Annotated in this window: 19 protein-coding genes; 13 read left to right on the top strand and 6 right to left on the bottom strand. The window is 65.2% G+C overall.

What is annotated here, in order from left to right; genetic code table 11:
- The first annotated feature begins 221 nt into the window (after positions 1-221).
- From FS388_RS02370 to FS388_RS02340, 8 genes are all read left to right on the top strand, one after another.
- Positions 222-1442 carry a CpaF family protein gene (locus FS388_RS02370; protein ID WP_146339332.1) on the top strand — a complete coding sequence of 407 codons (1221 nt, stop codon included), beginning with the start codon at positions 222-224 and terminating at the stop codon, positions 1440-1442.
- A complete protein-coding gene (locus FS388_RS02365; protein WP_146339330.1) occupies positions 1442-2302 on the top strand; it encodes a type II secretion system F family protein in 861 nt (286 codons plus the stop codon). The genes FS388_RS02370 and FS388_RS02365 overlap by 1 nt, the downstream gene beginning before the upstream one ends.
- Positions 2299-3222 (top strand): type II secretion system F family protein, encoded by a 924-nt coding sequence (locus FS388_RS02360; protein WP_146339328.1) that lies wholly within the window; start codon positions 2299-2301, stop codon positions 3220-3222. The genes FS388_RS02365 and FS388_RS02360 overlap by 4 nt, the downstream gene beginning before the upstream one ends.
- Before the next feature lie 63 nt (positions 3223-3285).
- Positions 3286-3471: a hypothetical protein gene (locus tag FS388_RS02355; protein ID WP_146339326.1), complete on the top strand. Its 186-nt coding sequence runs from the start codon at positions 3286-3288 to the stop codon at positions 3469-3471.
- A 6-nt stretch (positions 3472-3477) separates the two neighbouring features.
- On the top strand, positions 3478-3870 hold the full coding sequence (locus tag FS388_RS02350; protein WP_146339324.1) for a TadE/TadG family type IV pilus assembly protein: 393 nt from the start codon (positions 3478-3480) through the stop codon (positions 3868-3870).
- Positions 3848-4288 carry a hypothetical protein gene (locus tag FS388_RS02345; RefSeq protein ID WP_146339322.1) on the top strand — a complete coding sequence of 147 codons (441 nt, stop codon included), beginning with the start codon at positions 3848-3850 and terminating at the stop codon, positions 4286-4288. The genes FS388_RS02350 and FS388_RS02345 overlap by 23 nt, the downstream gene beginning before the upstream one ends.
- On the top strand, positions 4285-4770 hold the full coding sequence (locus tag FS388_RS13115) for a pilus assembly protein TadG-related protein (RefSeq protein WP_210410221.1): 486 nt from the start codon (positions 4285-4287) through the stop codon (positions 4768-4770). Before FS388_RS02345 ends, FS388_RS13115 begins: the two co-directional genes overlap by 4 nt.
- A gap of 504 nt (positions 4771-5274) precedes the next feature.
- Positions 5275-5475 carry a hypothetical protein gene (locus FS388_RS02340; RefSeq protein ID WP_146339320.1) on the top strand — a complete coding sequence of 67 codons (201 nt, stop codon included), beginning with the start codon at positions 5275-5277 and terminating at the stop codon, positions 5473-5475.
- A gap of 128 nt (positions 5476-5603) precedes the next feature.
- On the opposite strand, the gene FS388_RS02335 is transcribed toward FS388_RS02340, so the two are convergent.
- Entirely contained in the window at positions 5604-6350 is a 747-nt protein-coding gene (locus tag FS388_RS02335; protein ID WP_146339318.1) for a cyclopropane-fatty-acyl-phospholipid synthase family protein, read from the bottom strand.
- A gap of 240 nt (positions 6351-6590) precedes the next feature.
- Here FS388_RS02335 and prfB point away from each other — a divergent pair, with 240 nt between their 5' ends.
- From prfB to smpB, 4 genes are all read left to right on the top strand, one after another.
- Positions 6591-7703 carry a peptide chain release factor 2 gene (gene prfB / locus FS388_RS02330; RefSeq protein ID WP_146339316.1) on the top strand — a complete coding sequence of 371 codons (1113 nt, stop codon included), beginning with the start codon at positions 6591-6593 and terminating at the stop codon, positions 7701-7703.
- Between the two features lie 4 nt (positions 7704-7707).
- A complete protein-coding gene (gene ftsE, locus FS388_RS02325) occupies positions 7708-8874 on the top strand; it encodes a cell division ATP-binding protein FtsE (protein WP_146339314.1) in 1167 nt (388 codons plus the stop codon).
- On the top strand, positions 8871-9788 hold the full coding sequence (gene ftsX / locus FS388_RS02320; RefSeq protein ID WP_146339311.1) for a permease-like cell division protein FtsX: 918 nt from the start codon (positions 8871-8873) through the stop codon (positions 9786-9788). The genes ftsE and ftsX overlap by 4 nt, the downstream gene beginning before the upstream one ends.
- Positions 9789-9856: 68 nt before the next feature.
- Positions 9857-10375, top strand: coding sequence for an SsrA-binding protein SmpB (gene smpB, locus FS388_RS02315; RefSeq protein WP_146339309.1), 519 nt, complete (start codon positions 9857-9859; stop codon positions 10373-10375).
- A 74-nt stretch (positions 10376-10449) separates the two neighbouring features.
- On the opposite strand, the gene FS388_RS02310 is transcribed toward smpB, so the two are convergent.
- The 5 genes from FS388_RS02310 to FS388_RS02290 all read right to left on the bottom strand — a co-directional run bounded on the left by FS388_RS02310 (position 10450) and on the right by FS388_RS02290 (position 12982).
- Positions 10450-10872: a DUF6480 family protein gene (locus FS388_RS02310; protein WP_146339307.1), complete on the bottom strand. Its 423-nt coding sequence runs from the start codon at positions 10870-10872 to the stop codon at positions 10450-10452.
- A gap of 108 nt (positions 10873-10980) precedes the next feature.
- The gene (locus FS388_RS02305) at positions 10981-12090 is read right to left on the bottom strand and encodes an aldo/keto reductase (RefSeq protein ID WP_146339305.1); all 1110 of its coding nucleotides are present in this window, start codon (positions 12088-12090) and stop codon (positions 10981-10983) included.
- 78 nt (positions 12091-12168) lie between these two features.
- A complete protein-coding gene (locus tag FS388_RS02300) occupies positions 12169-12423 on the bottom strand; it encodes a hypothetical protein (RefSeq protein WP_146339303.1) in 255 nt (84 codons plus the stop codon).
- Positions 12424-12428: 5 nt separating this feature from the next.
- Positions 12429-12629, bottom strand: a complete 201-nt coding sequence (locus FS388_RS02295; RefSeq protein WP_146339301.1) for a DUF2945 domain-containing protein — start codon at positions 12627-12629, stop codon at positions 12429-12431.
- A 32-nt stretch (positions 12630-12661) separates the two neighbouring features.
- Positions 12662-12982, bottom strand: a complete 321-nt coding sequence (locus FS388_RS02290) for a hypothetical protein (RefSeq protein WP_146339299.1) — start codon at positions 12980-12982, stop codon at positions 12662-12664.
- Positions 12983-13188: 206 nt separating this feature from the next.
- Here FS388_RS02290 and FS388_RS02285 point away from each other — a divergent pair, with 206 nt between their 5' ends.
- The gene (locus tag FS388_RS02285) at positions 13189-14226 is read left to right on the top strand and encodes a TerC/Alx family metal homeostasis membrane protein (RefSeq protein ID WP_146339297.1); all 1038 of its coding nucleotides are present in this window, start codon (positions 13189-13191) and stop codon (positions 14224-14226) included.
- The last annotated feature ends 11 nt before the right edge of the window (positions 14227-14237 follow it).

Raw genomic sequence — 14237 nt, 5'->3', positions numbered from 1 at the left:
CAAGAACGGACTGCGCGCGCTGCGGCCCTGTGGAGAACTGGCTCCCTGCGGCGTCGGCAGCGAAGTTCTCCACATAGCCGCTTCGGCGTCCTGCAGAATGGGCTACTGTATTCCCAGCGTCGGACTCTGTAACGGGCAGCCCGGCGCCGAATGGGATGGACGGAACGAATTTCAGTGCGCACTTTCTGCTGGGGCAGAAGTGTGCCCTGTGGGGGGAATCTATGGATGCTGCTGGCATTGTCGAGTCGGAAGTGCGCGACATCATTCGCGCACGAGGGATAGATCCGTCTTCGGATCCGGCCGAAGTGCGTCGGCTGGTGGAGAGCTCAGTCGCTGACTATGAGCGCAGATCTCTTCTCGCTCCTCTGCCGGTTCTCCACTCCGGCGAGCACATCGCGGCGGAGATCTACGACAGCGTGGCAGGATTCGGCGAGCTCCAGCCGCTCCTGGACGACCCGGAGGTGGAAGAGATCTGGGCCAATGGGCCCCATGAGATCTTCTGCAGCCGCGGCGGTCGATCGGAGCTGACCTCCGTCACCCTGTCGGACACCAGGATGCGTGATCTGGTGGAACGGATGCTGAAGACGAGCGGCCGCCGCCTGGATGTCTCGTCTCCCTTTGTGGATGCTGCCCTTCCAGACGGATCGCGGCTGCACGTGGTCATCCCGGACATCACGCGACGCCACTGGGCGGTCAATATTCGCAAGTTCATCTCGCGAGCCGCCAGTCTGGAGGACCTGGTCGCGTACGGCTCGCTGAGCCCGAAGGCAGCCGAGTTCCTCAGCCTCGCAGTAGGGGCCGGGATGAATGTCCTCGTATCCGGCGCGACTCAGGCCGGCAAGACGACGATGCTCAACTGCCTCAGCGCTGCGGCCGGGCCGCGGGAGCGCATCGTGAGCGTCGAGGAGATCTTCGAGCTGCAGATACCTCAGCGAGATGTGGTGGGGCTGCAGTGCCGCCAGTCCAGCCTTGAAGGCACTGGTGAGATACCGCTGCGCCGACTCGTCAAGGAGGCGCTGCGCATGCGCCCGGATCGCCTCATCGTAGGAGAGGTGAGGGAGGCGGAGAGCCTCGACATGCTCATAGCCCTCAACAGCGGCCTGCCGGGGGCCGCCACCGTCCACGCAAACTCTGCGCAGGATGCGCTCACCAAGATCTGCACTCTGCCCATGCTGGCTGGAGAGAACATCTCCTCAAGCTTCATCGTGCCGACCGTCGCCTCCTGCATCGACCTCGTCGTCCACTGCGCGCGCACGAGTTCGGGTCGTCGGCACGTTGAGGAGATTCTGGGTGTCTCCGGCCGCCTCGAAGGAGACACGATCGAGACGTGCAGCCTGTTTCTGCATGACGGTGACGATCTTCGCCCCAGCAGAACGGCGCTGTTCGACCACCCCCGGCTGCCCAAGGCAGCCGCCCAGCTCCTGAGAGAGGCGCACCGGTGATGCTCGCGCCGCTGCTCGGAGCTGCGCTGGCAGCCGGCCTTGTTCTCATTCTCTGCTCATTCTGGGTTCGTCCGCCGCGCACCGGTGCACGACCTCGCCGGGCGGGTCCTCTACGACGGCTGCTCGACGAGGCGGGGCACTCCCGGATTCAGCCCGCTGCGGTCGTTGTCGCCGCATTCGCTGGGGCGCTCGCGGTCTTCCTTCTGGTAGCGGGCATCACCGCAGCTCTTCCGCTGGCGGGCTGCTTCGCCCTGTTCGCCGCGGCCGTTCCCTGGGCTGCCCTCCGATGGCAGGCAGCCCGACGTCGGGCCCAGCTTCTCGACCTCTGGCCGGATGCCGTGGACCACATCAGAGCCGGAGTGCGGTCAGGGCTCAGCCTGCCGGAATCCCTGATGCGACTGGCCTCCGAGGGGCCGGATCCTCTGCGACCGCACTTCGAGGAGTTCGGCCGCGATTGGCGAGCTGGGCAGACGCTGCAGACTGCGCTCCTGCGCCTCAAGGGTCGGCTTGCCGACCCCGTTGCCGACAGAATCGTCGCCGCACTGCAGATCACCAGAGAAGTGGGAGGAAACGACCTGGGGCGTGTGCTCAGCACGCTGAGCGAATTCCTCCGCGACCAAGCCAGGACGCGCAACGAGCTGGAAGCGCGGCAATCGTGGACCGTCAATGGTGCTCGGCTGGCTGCAGCTGCGCCGTGGGCTGTCGTCCTGCTGCTCTCCACACAGCCGTCGGCCGCCGAAGCCTATGCAGGGGCTGCGGGCACCGCTGTCCTGCTGTCCGGTCTGGCTGTATCCGTCGTCTGCTACCGGCTCATGCTGCGTCTCGGGGCCCTGCCGCAGGAGAAGAGAGTTCTGGCATGACAGTGCCCCTCCTCATGGCCGTCGGAGCGGGCCTCGCGCTCAGCGCAGGCCTCATGCTCATCTTGGCAGGAAGTCCGGCGATGAATCAGCCGCAGCTGGTCGACCGCGTTGCGCCGTATCTGCGCAGTGCACACCCCGGTCCAGCAAGCCGTGGGGAGCTCTCGGCCCTGCGGGGCGCGGCGAGCATCTTCACACCTCTGCTGAGCGTCGCGACAGCTCAGCTGGAGCGCTTCAGCATCGGCACGAAGCAGCTGACCCAACGGCTTGACCAGGCGGCCTCGAACACCACCGTCAGTCAGTATCGGCTGCAGCAGGTGGCGGCGGCCGGCAGCGCAGGGGCAGCCGCGATGGCGGCCGCCGCGTTCCTGGCCCTATCCGGGGCCTTCGACGGGCTGCTGAGCGTGCTGCTCGTGGCCGGCGGGGCAGTCACGGGCGTCGCGCTGCGCGACCACATGCTGGTCAGCCGCATCAAGCGCCGAAAGGCCGCCATGCTCCGGGAGTTTCCCACCATCGCAGAGATGATGGCGCTCTCCGTAGGGGCTGGCGAATCGGCGCCCGCGGCCTTCGAACGAGTGGTGAAGCTGAGCCGAGGCGAACTGGCCGCAGAGTTCACACGAATGCTCCATCACACGCGATCCGGAGCGAGCTTCCCCCATGCGTGCCGAGAGCTGAGCCGTCGGCTGGATCTGCCGCCCCTCAAACGCTTCATCGACGGGATACTCGTGGCCGTCGAACGAGGCACGCCCCTGGCCGACGTCATGCGTGCACAGGCAGCTGACGTGCAGGAGCTGTCCAAGAGAGAGCTGCTGGAGTCCGCCGGACGCAAAGAGATCGGAATGCTGGCCCCCGTGGTCTTCGGCATCATGCCCCTCACCGTCCTCTTCGCCGTCTTCCCAGGGGCGGCCCTGCTTTCCTTCTGAGCCTGCCTGCTCCCAGACACTCACCGCACAAGATCACAGCCCAACAGCAACGAACGGAGAAAGATGATGAGCACCAACGCCGCACCAAGAGCACTGGCCGAGGACCTGTATCGGGACGAGCGAGGCGACATTCCCGGCTGGGTGATGATCGCGGCGATGTCAGCGATGCTCGTAGCCGGCCTGCTCGCCCTGGCGCAGCCCCTCCTGGGCGAGCTCTTCGAAAACGCGATCAGCCAAGTCCGCCCCTGACTCTCGATGCAAGCATCAGTCCGCCTGCGCGACGAGGAGGGATCCGCCCCGGTCGAGTTCACCATGATGGCTTCACTCGTCGTCATCGTGGTGCTGGCCGTAGTCCACCTGGGACTGGCCCTCCATGTGCGCAACACCATGATCGACGCGGCCAGCACTGGAGCGCGCTTCGGAGCCCTCGCAGACAGAACGCCCGAGGACGGAGCCGAACGAGCCCGTGACCTCCTGGGTTCGTCTGTGGCATCACAGTTCGTCCACGGGGTGACGTCAGAGTCCCTGCTCACGCCTCAGGGAGAGATTCTGCGGGTGCGCGTGGCCGTCGAGGTCCCTCTCATCAGCTGGGCTGTCGATGCTGAGGAATGGGAGGTGGTCGCCAGTGCCCGCATCATTGAGCCCTGATCGCCGCTCGACCGCGCAGTCGAACGCGGATGAGGGCTCGGCCCTCATCGAGTTCATAGCACTGGCTCTTCTGCTGCTGCTCCCAGTGGTGTGGCTGATCACAGCCGCGGCGTCGCTGCAGGCCTCTGCGTATGCAGCGACGGCAGCCGCTGATCAGGCGGCCAGGGTCTACGCTGCGGCAGGAGACCAGGCCCTGGCCGCGGAAGCGGCAGGCGCCGTGCTGCGGGACTTCGGGCTCTCCCCAGAGGCCGCCGACCTTCGACGCAGCTGCTCCGCATCCTGTGAGCCCGGGGCCGTGGTGCACTACACAGTTGACATTGCGGTGCCGCTTCCCGCCGCACCCGAATTCCTCGGCAGACACTCTCAGATGATGACCGTCTCCTCGTCGGCCGCACACGTGCTCAAGGAGCCCGGATGAGCCTCGCGCGTCCGCATGATGAGGGTCAGATCAGCATCCTGACCCTAGGATTCTTCGCCCTGCTGCTCATGGTCTGCGCCGTGGTGCTCGGTGCAACGGCCGTCAACCTGCAGGCACGCCACCTGTTGGCCGCTGCGGACGGGGCCGTGTCCGCTGCCGTGGAGCAGCACGCCGTCGCTCCCGGCTCAGCACCGAGCCTGTCCAGCCAGCAGATCAGAAGCAGTGCGGAGGAGCATTTGAGGCTGCAGGGGCGCACAGCCGCCACGACGGGCTCACGGTTGTGGCGGCGTGGTCGGGCGCTGACGGACAGACGGCGCACCTGCGTCTTGGAGCCCACGCACAGCTGCCGCTCGTGCACCGGATTCTTCCAGCCCGCGTGGAAATCGTTCAGGAGTCCCACGCGCGCATCGAGGTGGGCCGATGAGGCGCGGCGGCCGCACATTCGTTTTTCGTGTGTGTATTTTCTGCGGAATTACCTGTGAACGGCTGAACACTCGCTTGACTGCATGCTCACCCGGTTGCGAGTTCTAGAGGGGGCGATGTATGACGCGTGGCCGCTGAGGGTTCTGGGGCATGGCGCCCAGGTATGGATCTGGCCGTCAGCGGAACGGTCGCGCCGAAGGCGTCGGCCTCCGAGCGGTGGACGCGGCTGAGGGGAAGATTGGTGCCCTGGGCTCCGCTCACTCGCGGCTGGTGCTGGGCGACTTTGCTCTATATCTCTACTTTTCTAGGTTGCGGCCGGACACCCTTTGGCATCACCTGGCGTCTGGGATGAGGCTGATCTGATTGCCTTGGCCAAATCTGCGTACGCGATAGCAGGCCGGGCGTACCGCTCCAGAGTTGATAGCCCGATCGAGGAGCTGCGCCGGTGGATCGCTCAGCAGGAGATCGACCACGGTACCCGCCACGGAAAGGTCAGCCGGGCGCCCGAAGAGATCCGGGCGTTTAGAGCAGAGAACCGCAGATGGGAGGAAACCAGGGAGATCATGCGAAAGGCCCCGATTCTCTTCGCAGGCACAAAATCGCCCCCGACCCCCCTGATCTGCGAGTTCGTCGATCAGCTGCGCGCCGCCAGTTATGCCGACGAGTCGATCGGCGGCATCCTCACCGTTGGGGGCCTCTACGGGCGCCTGAAGATGACCGCCGCAGTATGCCGACGCCTGCCCAAGCCTTTGCTAGGCCCGTGAATATGGGCTCAGTCCCAAGGGCAAGCCTTTGATCCTGGGGTAAGGGTTCAGGGGTGGGATTGGACAGGTGGAGGGCGGGCCGGGACCGAAGGTGCCTTGCTTCAACCCCGGCCCGCTCTGTGCGAGTTCTAGCGCTGCATCAGAGCGAAGACTCCCCAGCCGAGATACTCACGCTGATACCGCGCGTAGCGAGCCGGCTCACTGGTCAGCTCGGCACGTACCTGAGCTGCCAACTCATCTTCGGGATTGCTGTCGAGCCACTGTCGCATGTTCAGCCACTGCGCGGCCTGATAGCGGTCCCAGCTGTCCTGACTTGCAAGCACCATTTCCACGACGTCATAGCCCAGATCCCCGAACTGTTCCATCAGCTCTGGCAACACCAGGAAATCTTCTGTGCGAGTAGCGCCGCTGCCCATAGCGGTTTGCTGATCCGGCACGCGCTGGCGCCAGTAGGGTTCACCGATCAAGATCAATCCGCCGGGGCGCAGGCTCCTCTTCAGCAGTTCAATAGTGCCGGCGACGCCGTCTCCGATCCAGGTCGCACCGATACAAGCGGCCACGTCAACAGGCTCCTCAGAGACGAACCCGGCGGCATCGCTATGGAGGAAGGTGACCTGGTCACTCACGCCGAGTTTGGCGGCGCGGGTGAGGGCGTCTCGGGTAAACACGCTGCTCATGTCTACCCCAGTGCCGGTAACACCATGGTCACGTGCCCACGTGCACAGCATTTCCCCGGAACCGCTGGCCAAGTCGAGTACCCGGATGCCTGGTTCGAGCTGAATGGCTTGACCCAGGGCGGCGAACTTGGCGGGTGTGAAGGGATTATGGATACGGTGATTGCTCTCGCGAATGGAATAGATGCGTGGAATGTCCACGGTCGGTTCTCCTTGAGGTTAATGACATTAAGGCATGGTCGAGACGCAGCCGATTTGAGTCGGCTGCAGCTGCCGGGAACGTCATCAATACACCTCGCTTAACCGCATGAACCTCACCTTGCGAGTATATAGTCTCTCAACGACCGTGCAGGTGAACAACCTTTATGAATCCAACTGGCTTGAGGGTCAGCGGCTTGGTGTCACGTCTAAGGCCCGTCCGCCCGGTAGTGTGGTGACGTTATGGCAGAGACAGACTTTCCCGCCGAGCTGGCCGACCTGCGCGACACCCTGCGCCGCATCACCGAGGTCATCGACCTCGAGGCGCTGCGCGCTGAGGTCGCAGACCTCGAGCAGCAGGCAGCGGACCCCAACCTGTGGGACAACCAGGAGAACGCCCAGCGAGTCAACTCCCAGCTGAGCCACAAACAGGCTCACCTTGACCGCGTCGACAGACTCGGCGGACGCATCGAAGACGTCGAGATCATGGCGCAGATGGCCGCCGAAGAAGCTGACGAAGACACCCGCGCGGAAGCCGTCAACGAACTCGCAGGCATCCGGAAAGCCCTCGAATCCCTCGAAGTCGTCACCCTCATGTCCGGTGAGTACGACGAGCGCGACGCCGTCGTCACCATCCGTTCCGGCGCCGGGGGAGTGGACGCGGCAGACTTCGCCGAAATGCTGCTGCGGATGTACACCCGCTGGGCCGAGACGCGAGAATGGGACGTCAAAGTCTTGGACACCTCCTACGCCGAAGAAGCCGGACTGAAGTCCGCCACCTTCGAAATCAAGGCGCCCTACGCCTTCGGCACCCTCTCCGTGGAAGCCGGCACCCACCGGCTCGTGCGCATCAGCCCCTTCGACAACCAAGGTCGACGGCAGACCAGCTTCGCCGCCGTGGAAGTCATCCCCCTGCTCGAAGGCACCGACTCCATCGACATCGATGAGAATGACCTCAAGATCGACGTCTACCGGTCCTCAGGCCCCGGCGGGCAGTCAGTCAACACCACCGACTCCGCCGTACGCATCACCTACCTGCCCACCGGCACCGTGGTCTCCATGCAGAACGAAAAGTCGCAGATCCAGAACCGCGCAGCCGCCATGCGCGTGCTCGAATCCCGCCTGCTCCTCCTCAAAAAGGCAGAAGAGGCAGCCGAGAAGAAAGAGCTCGCCGGCGACATCAAAGCGTCCTGGGGTGACCAGATCCGCTCCTACGTGCTGCACCCCTACCAAATGGTGAAGGACCTCCGAACCGGCCACGAAACCGGAAACGCCGACAAAGTGCTCAACGGCGAACTCGAAGGCTTCATCGAAGCAGGAATCCGCTGGCGCGGACAGGGCGGAGAGGACTCCTAGTCGAGTGATCCGGTTCGACCAGGTCACCCGCACCTACGGCTCCGGGGAGAAGCCCGCGCTCCACGACATCTCCGTCGAATTCCTGCGCGGAGACTTCGTCTTCCTCATCGGCGCCTCCGGCTCCGGCAAATCAACGCTCCTGCGCATGATCCTGCGCGAAGGCCTCCCCAGCCGCGGCAGAGTCACCGTCGCCGGCCAGAACCTCGCCATGATGCTCGAACGGCGCGTCCCCCAATACCGGCGCTCCATCGGCATGGTCTTCCAAGACTTCCGCCTCCTGCCCGACAGGACCATCTTCGAAAACGTCGCCTTCGCCATGCGCGTCACCGGCGCGAAGCGCACCCACATCCGCCCGCGCGTGACCAAAACCCTGCAACGAGTCGGGCTCGAGCACCTCGCCCGCCGCTATCCCCACGAAATCTCCGGAGGCGAACAGCAGCGCGCCGCCATCGCCCGCGCCGTCGTCAACAAACCCTCCATCCTCCTCGCCGACGAGCCCACCGGAAACCTCGACCCCCGGGCATCAGAGGAAGTCATGAACATCCTCCGGCGCATCAACGACGCCGGCACCACCGTCATCATGGCCACCCACGACCGCGCCATCGTCGACAGCATGTCCCGCCGCGTCGTCCAGCTCCACCGCGGCGAACTCGTCCGCGACGAGCAGCCCGGAACCTACGACCCGCCCGCAGGCTCCCGCGCCTGGAAAGCCCTCATCGCCGAAGAGTCCAGCTCCGGGCTGCGCGCCCAGGACCCCATCCCGCTGCGTACCGAAGCCGTCCCCACCGTCGCAGAGCAAGACCCCGCCGCCTCAGAGCCCAGTGCCACCAGCGCGCCCTCCGCCGAAGAGGCCGACCCCGCTGCCCGCCCCGAAGCGATCTACCGGGTCACCTGGCCCGGCGACGACACCGACGACGAGCACTTCCAAGAAAGAGTCCTTCCCGAAGAGGACGTCGAACCCGACACCGCGCCCAACCCCCGGGTGCCGACGCACACACCCGAAGAATCAGCGGCCCCAGCCGAGGAGCGTCCCCACGCACCGCGCCTCGGCTGGCTCAGCCGCGGAACCGACGAAACCCCCAAGCCGCGCCTCGGGGGAGCCGCCGCCGAATCCGAGGAATCCGAAAGATTCAGCTTCCGACGCGACCCCGGCGGGAGCAACGACGCATGAGCCAGCTCCCATACATGCTTCGCGAAACGGCCGGATCCCTGCGCAAGAACGTGGCCATGGTCGCCTCCCTCGTCCTCGTCACATTCATCTCCCTGAGCTTCGTCGGCGCAGCCGCCCTCATGCAGCTGCAGGTCAACCACATGACCGACGACTTCCACGACCGGCTCGAAGTCAGCCTCTTCCTCTGCACCGAAGAGTCAGCCGAAGCGAACTGCCCCACCGGCGCAGTCACCGACGAGCAGCGTGAGACCGTCGAAGAGATGCTCGAAGACGGAGCCGCTAGCCAATACGTCGACACCTGGCGCTACGAATCCCAGGAAGAAGCACTCGAGAGCTTCGTCGAAGGGCGTGAAGAGAGCGTCAGAGCAGCCGCGCTGACCCCCGAGGACATGCCCGAGTCCTACAGGATCAACCTCCTCGACGCCGAAGAGCATCCCATCGTCAGCGAACTCTTCGCCGGAGTCCCCGGAGTGGAGAACGTCGCAGACCAGCAGGAGGTGCTCGACCAGATCTTCGGCATACTCAACGGACTCACCGTCGTCGCACTGATCATCGCCGCCGTCATGATCCTCTGCACCATCCTGCTGATCTCCACCACCATCCGGCTCTCCGCCTTCAGCAGACGCAGAGAGACATCCATCATGCGCATGGTCGGCGCCTCCAAGTCCATGATCCGCACACCCTTCGTGTTCGAAGGCGTCATCGCAGCCATATTCGGGGCCCTCCTGGCATGCGCGGCCACCTGGGTGATCGCCGAATTCCTCCTCGGACAGTGGCTGCCCACCCAAGTCACCGGAGTCCTCTTCATCACAGGCCTGGACTCCTTCGTGCTCATGCCGGGCCTGCTGCTCATCGCCGTCGCGCTGGCCGGGCTGTCCTCCTGGCTCACTGTGCGCCGGTACCTCCGCGTCTGAGCATTGACGCGGCCGGTATAGTGAACTCCTGGCCTTTTGCCGATCCCGCACGCCCCAGGAGGTGACCAGTGGCTAAGAAGAGCAGCAACGTCAAGAAGAAGAAGCGCGGCGAACGCGATCCCAACAACCACATGGTCGCCCACAACAGGCGAGCACGGCACGACTACGAGATCCTCGACAAGTACGAGGCCGGTCTCGTGCTCACAGGCACCGAGGTCAAATCCCTGCGCGAAGGCCAAGCCTCACTCACCGACGGCTTCGCGGCCTTCGACAACAGTCACGAACTGTGGCTCGAACAGGTCCACATCCCCGAATACCTCAACGGCACGTGGACCAACCACTCCGCCCGCCGAAAGCGCAAACTGCTTCTCCACAGCAAAGAGCTCATCAAGATCTCGCGCCAGATCGAATCCCCGGGACTGACCATCGTCCCCCTCAGCCTCTACTTCAAAGACGGCCGAGCCAAAGCGGAGATCGGTATCGCGCGCGGCAAACGCGAATTCGACAAGCGGCAGACCCTGCGCGAGAAGCAGGACGCCCGCGACGCGCACCGCGAAATGCGCTACCGCAACCGCACCGCCGCCTGACCGCATCCACAGCGCATGAGTGAGGGGAGCCCCGACTGGGGGCTCCCCTCACTCATGCTCAGGCTCCTCGACGATCAGCCGAGGATGCCCACGATGTAGCCGATGAAGAACAGCAGCAGCAGGACCACCACCGCAGCCACCGCGGCGATCATGACCGCGTTCGACTTCGGAGGGGTGCTGGGAGCCTCATGCGGCGGAGTGGCCGTCGCCGAGTTCGAGTCAGGAGGAGTCTCCCCGGGAGCAAGGTCCGTTTCGATCGCAGGCTCGGCGCCCGGGTCCGGGTCCGCGTTGGGATTGCGGTCCGTCTCGTCGCGCCCGTAGCGGGCCTCGTCAGGTCCAGCATGCGCGGCCTGCTCCGTCGTCTCCTGCGGCGCGGGGGAGGGATTCTCCGTCCGGCTGCTGCCGTCGCCCTGCGTATCAGGAGAAAGCGGTCCGCCCGGTGCGTGCGGCTCCGGCTCCTGCTGGTGCTTCGGGGTGTCCTCTGGGTTGGTGCTCATCGCGTCCTTCACCTCTTCATGGTCAACGTGTCCCCATAGGGTAGGGACGAAAAACTGCAGGTCAGGTGCACAGATCCTTCATGCACCCTGGGAATCGCTCGAGAGCGCTCAGCGCGGTCCGCCGAACAGCTCCGCGATGCTGCGCTGCTGGGACTCCACGATCGACGCGGACGCCTGATCGAGCCGCTCGGAGGCCATGTCGGCCTGGTGCCAGAAGGGGTACGCCAAACCGGGACGGCCCACATCGTCGATCTCGCGCGTGTCCTGCTCCGTCAGCTCCACCGACGAGTAGCCCAGAAGATCCTCAAGCTGATTCATCGTCCGAGCGGCCACAGCCACGTTGTGCACTCCGGGCCGGCCCAGGAGCCAGGCGAGAATGACCTGCGGGATCGTCGCCCCACGGCGCCCCGCAACGGCCTCGAGCACATCGACGACGCTGTACAGCTTCTCCCGGTCGCCGACGCGCACCTCCACGCCCGGTCCGTCCTTCATCCGTGCAGGGGACTCCGGCTCCTGACCCCGACGGTACTTGCCGGTCAGTAGGCCCATGCTCAGCGGGGACCACGGCTGTGAGCCGATGCCTGCGTCGAGGCCAGAAGGAATGAGCTCATACTCGGCTTCGCGAGCATAGGGGGAGTAGTGAACCTGCTGGGAGACCGGCTTCACCAAGCCGTTGGCCTCACAGACGCGCAGAGCCTTCTGCAGCTGCCAGCCGGTGTAGTTCGAGACCCCGTAGTAGCGGATCGTACCCTCGCGGACCAAGGAGTCCATCGTCTCCAAGGTCTCCTCGAGCGGAGTCTCACCGTCCCAATGGTGCAGGTAATAGAGGTCTATATGGTCCCGACGCAGGCGCTTCAGCGACCGGTGCACCTCCCGCCGCAGGTGCCATCGTGAGGCGCCGCCGTCATTGGGGCCGTCGCCGATCACCAGACGCCCCTTTGTGGTCACCAGAAAGTTCTCGGGGCTCTCGATCCTCTGCAGTGCCTCGCCGACGACTTCCTCGGCCACCCCTGCGCCATAGAGGTTGGCGGTGTCGATGAGGTTGATCCCTGCATCACGGGCACGGCTGAGCTGGCGGGCCGCCCCGTCGGCGTCGAGATCGCCCATGTGGGTCAGCTCCTCGCCCCGGCCGAAGGTCAGCGTGCCCAGCGCCAGCGGACTCACCCGGAGGCCGCACGTGGGGGAGAGCGGGCGGTAGAAAGGTTCGGAAGCGGTCACAGAGTTCTCCTGATGCGAATCGGTGCATTCAACGTCACTGCACCACCACACACCCGCAGGCTTGGAGGAAGCTCCAGATCAGTCCGAGCCGTTTGATGGGGATCCCTCCGGGCGGTTCGCGTACTTCAGAAGCTGGAACCGGCCGCGGGCGGGCTTGTGCACGCTCTCGGGGTGGTCTTCGACCAGCTTCCAGACGATCCCGTTCGCGGTCTTGGGATGGATCTCCGGGCCCTCCGCCTGGATCGCGCGGAGCAGATCGGCCCACTGCATCCCGTCGGGATGGCGCTCCAGCTCATCGAAGACAATCTTGGTCACCCGCGCGCGGACGCTCACCGGCTTCAGCCTTCCAGGGCCTTCTCATGGTGCGCCGCCTGCTTGCCGGTCTTCTCCGACTCCACGATGTACACGGGATCGTCAGCTGAGGCACGGAACGTCTGATCGGCGAACGTGAGATCCTCAGTGTGCTTGGAGACGACGGTTCCGCAGGTCGTTCCCTGGCTGGTGCTCCAGCTGACCCTCTGGCCCTTCTTGAATGACATCGATGAGCCCTTCTGCTCGTGCGCGCGGCTGCCTACAGGTTCTTGAACTTCTCGCGGCTGACCCACTCCCGGCCTGGGTCTCCGCCCCAGGCGTCCCACGCCACGCGACCCGGGGTGGGGTAGCCCTGCTCGCCCTGGTTGAAGCCCTCAGCGTCGCTGTCCACGGCGTGGCGCTTGAAGTACTGCTGCATCTTCTTGATGTCGCCCTCGGGCACGGGCTCACGGTCGGCCAGCTGCTGGGCGCGCCGGCGGCCCGTGTCGGTGAAGCCTGAGCCAGCCTTGCCGTCATTGATCCAGTCGACTGCGCGCTGCGCCGCGTGCGCGACGTCCTGAGGCGGTTGGTGTCCCGACATGGGCTCAGTCTGCCAGATCACACTGAAGCACCGCCTGAGAGGAGTACACTCAGGGCAGCGAGGGAGTATCCCTGACGCGCTGCGGACGACAGCACGCGGATGCCATTCATCCGCCGGGCGCAGCGGCCGGCTCGGCTCAGGCCAGAGCACGGTGGAGAGACTCGCGACGATGCTCGGCGTCGTCGTGACCTCGAAAGGCGTACTCCATGGACATCCCGATCTGGGTATGGCTCCTCACCGGCACTGCTGTTGTCGGCCTGCTGATCTTCGACTTCTTCGCCCACGTGCGGCACTCCCACGAGCCGACGCTTCGTGAGGCGGCGATATGGAGCGGCGTCTACATCGGACTGGGCGTGCTCTTCGGCGTGCTGCTCATCCCGCTCCTGGGCCCCGACGCGGCAGCCACCTACTACGCCGGCTACATCACGGAGAAGGCGCTGTCGGTGGACAACCTCTTCGTGTTCCTCGTCATCATCTCCACCTTCAACGTGCCCCGCAGGCTCCAGCAGCGAGTGCTGCTGTTCGGCATCATCCTGGCGCTGATCGTCAGGAGCGTCTTCATCCTGCTGGGGGCGGGACTGATCGAGGCGTTCAGCGGCGTCTTCTACCTCTTCGGGGCAGTGCTCATCGTGACCGCAGCGAACATGCTGCGGCGGGAGGTCGGCCCCAAGTCCTCCCACGCCCCACCGAGCGAGAGGGCTGCGGTCAGGGCTCTGCGCCGCTGGGTGCCGATGACGGATCGCTTCGATGAGCACCGGCTGACCGTCCGCGAGGCCGGTAAGAGGGTCGCCACCCCGATGCTGATCGTCATGCTGGCCATCGGCGGCACTGATCTGCTCTTCGCCTTCGACTCGATCCCGGCGATCTATGGACTCACCCAGGAGCCCTTCATCGTCTTCGCCGCCACGGCGTTCTCACTGATGGGCCTGCGCCAGCTGTACTTTCTCATCGACGGGCTGGTGCAGCGTCTGGTCTTCCTCTCCTACGGGCTCACCGCCATCCTGGGCTTCATCGGTGTGAAGCTGGTGCTGCACGCGCTGGGGGAGAACACCCTTTCCTTCATCAACGGCGGTCAGCATGTGCCCGTCCCGCAGGTGAGCACGACGATGTCCCTGGTGGTCATCGTCGGGGTGCTGATCGTAACGGTGGCCGCATCCATCGTCGCCACTCGTTGGATGCCCCACGGTGGCAGAATGAAGGAGGCACAGGATTCGGACACCGATGCGCCTGCGCGCTCCCTGTGACAGCGCCGCAG

Origin of the sequence: Nesterenkonia sp. NBAIMH1 (assembly GCF_007922635.1) — a bacterium.
Taxonomy (GTDB): Bacteria; Actinomycetota; Actinomycetes; order Actinomycetales; family Micrococcaceae; genus Nesterenkonia; species Nesterenkonia pannonica.
Note: the sequence above shows the minus strand (reverse complement) of the source record. Positions and strands in the feature narration are given on the sequence as shown.

Coding starts and splice junctions, on each gene's coding strand:
- FS388_RS02370 (WP_146339332.1), top strand. CDS start 222: ATGGATGCTGCTGGCATTGTCGAGTCGGAAGTGCGCGACATCATTCGC.
- FS388_RS02365 (WP_146339330.1), top strand. CDS start 1,442: ATGCTCGCGCCGCTGCTCGGAGCTGCGCTGGCAGCCGGCCTTGTTCTC.
- FS388_RS02360 (WP_146339328.1), top strand. CDS start 2,299: ATGACAGTGCCCCTCCTCATGGCCGTCGGAGCGGGCCTCGCGCTCAGC.
- FS388_RS02355 (WP_146339326.1), top strand. CDS start 3,286: ATGATGAGCACCAACGCCGCACCAAGAGCACTGGCCGAGGACCTGTAT.
- FS388_RS02350 (WP_146339324.1), top strand. CDS start 3,478: ATGCAAGCATCAGTCCGCCTGCGCGACGAGGAGGGATCCGCCCCGGTC.
- FS388_RS13115 (WP_210410221.1), top strand. CDS start 4,285: ATGAGCCTCGCGCGTCCGCATGATGAGGGTCAGATCAGCATCCTGACC.
- FS388_RS02340 (WP_146339320.1), top strand. CDS start 5,275: ATGCGAAAGGCCCCGATTCTCTTCGCAGGCACAAAATCGCCCCCGACC.
- prfB (WP_146339316.1), top strand. CDS start 6,591: ATGGCAGAGACAGACTTTCCCGCCGAGCTGGCCGACCTGCGCGACACC.
- ftsX (WP_146339311.1), top strand. CDS start 8,871: ATGAGCCAGCTCCCATACATGCTTCGCGAAACGGCCGGATCCCTGCGC.
- FS388_RS02310 (WP_146339307.1), bottom strand. CDS start 10,872: ATGAGCACCAACCCAGAGGACACCCCGAAGCACCAGCAGGAGCCGGAG.
- FS388_RS02295 (WP_146339301.1), bottom strand. CDS start 12,629: ATGTCATTCAAGAAGGGCCAGAGGGTCAGCTGGAGCACCAGCCAGGGA.
- FS388_RS02290 (WP_146339299.1), bottom strand. CDS start 12,982: ATGTCGGGACACCAACCGCCTCAGGACGTCGCGCACGCGGCGCAGCGC.
- FS388_RS02285 (WP_146339297.1), top strand. CDS start 13,189: ATGGACATCCCGATCTGGGTATGGCTCCTCACCGGCACTGCTGTTGTC.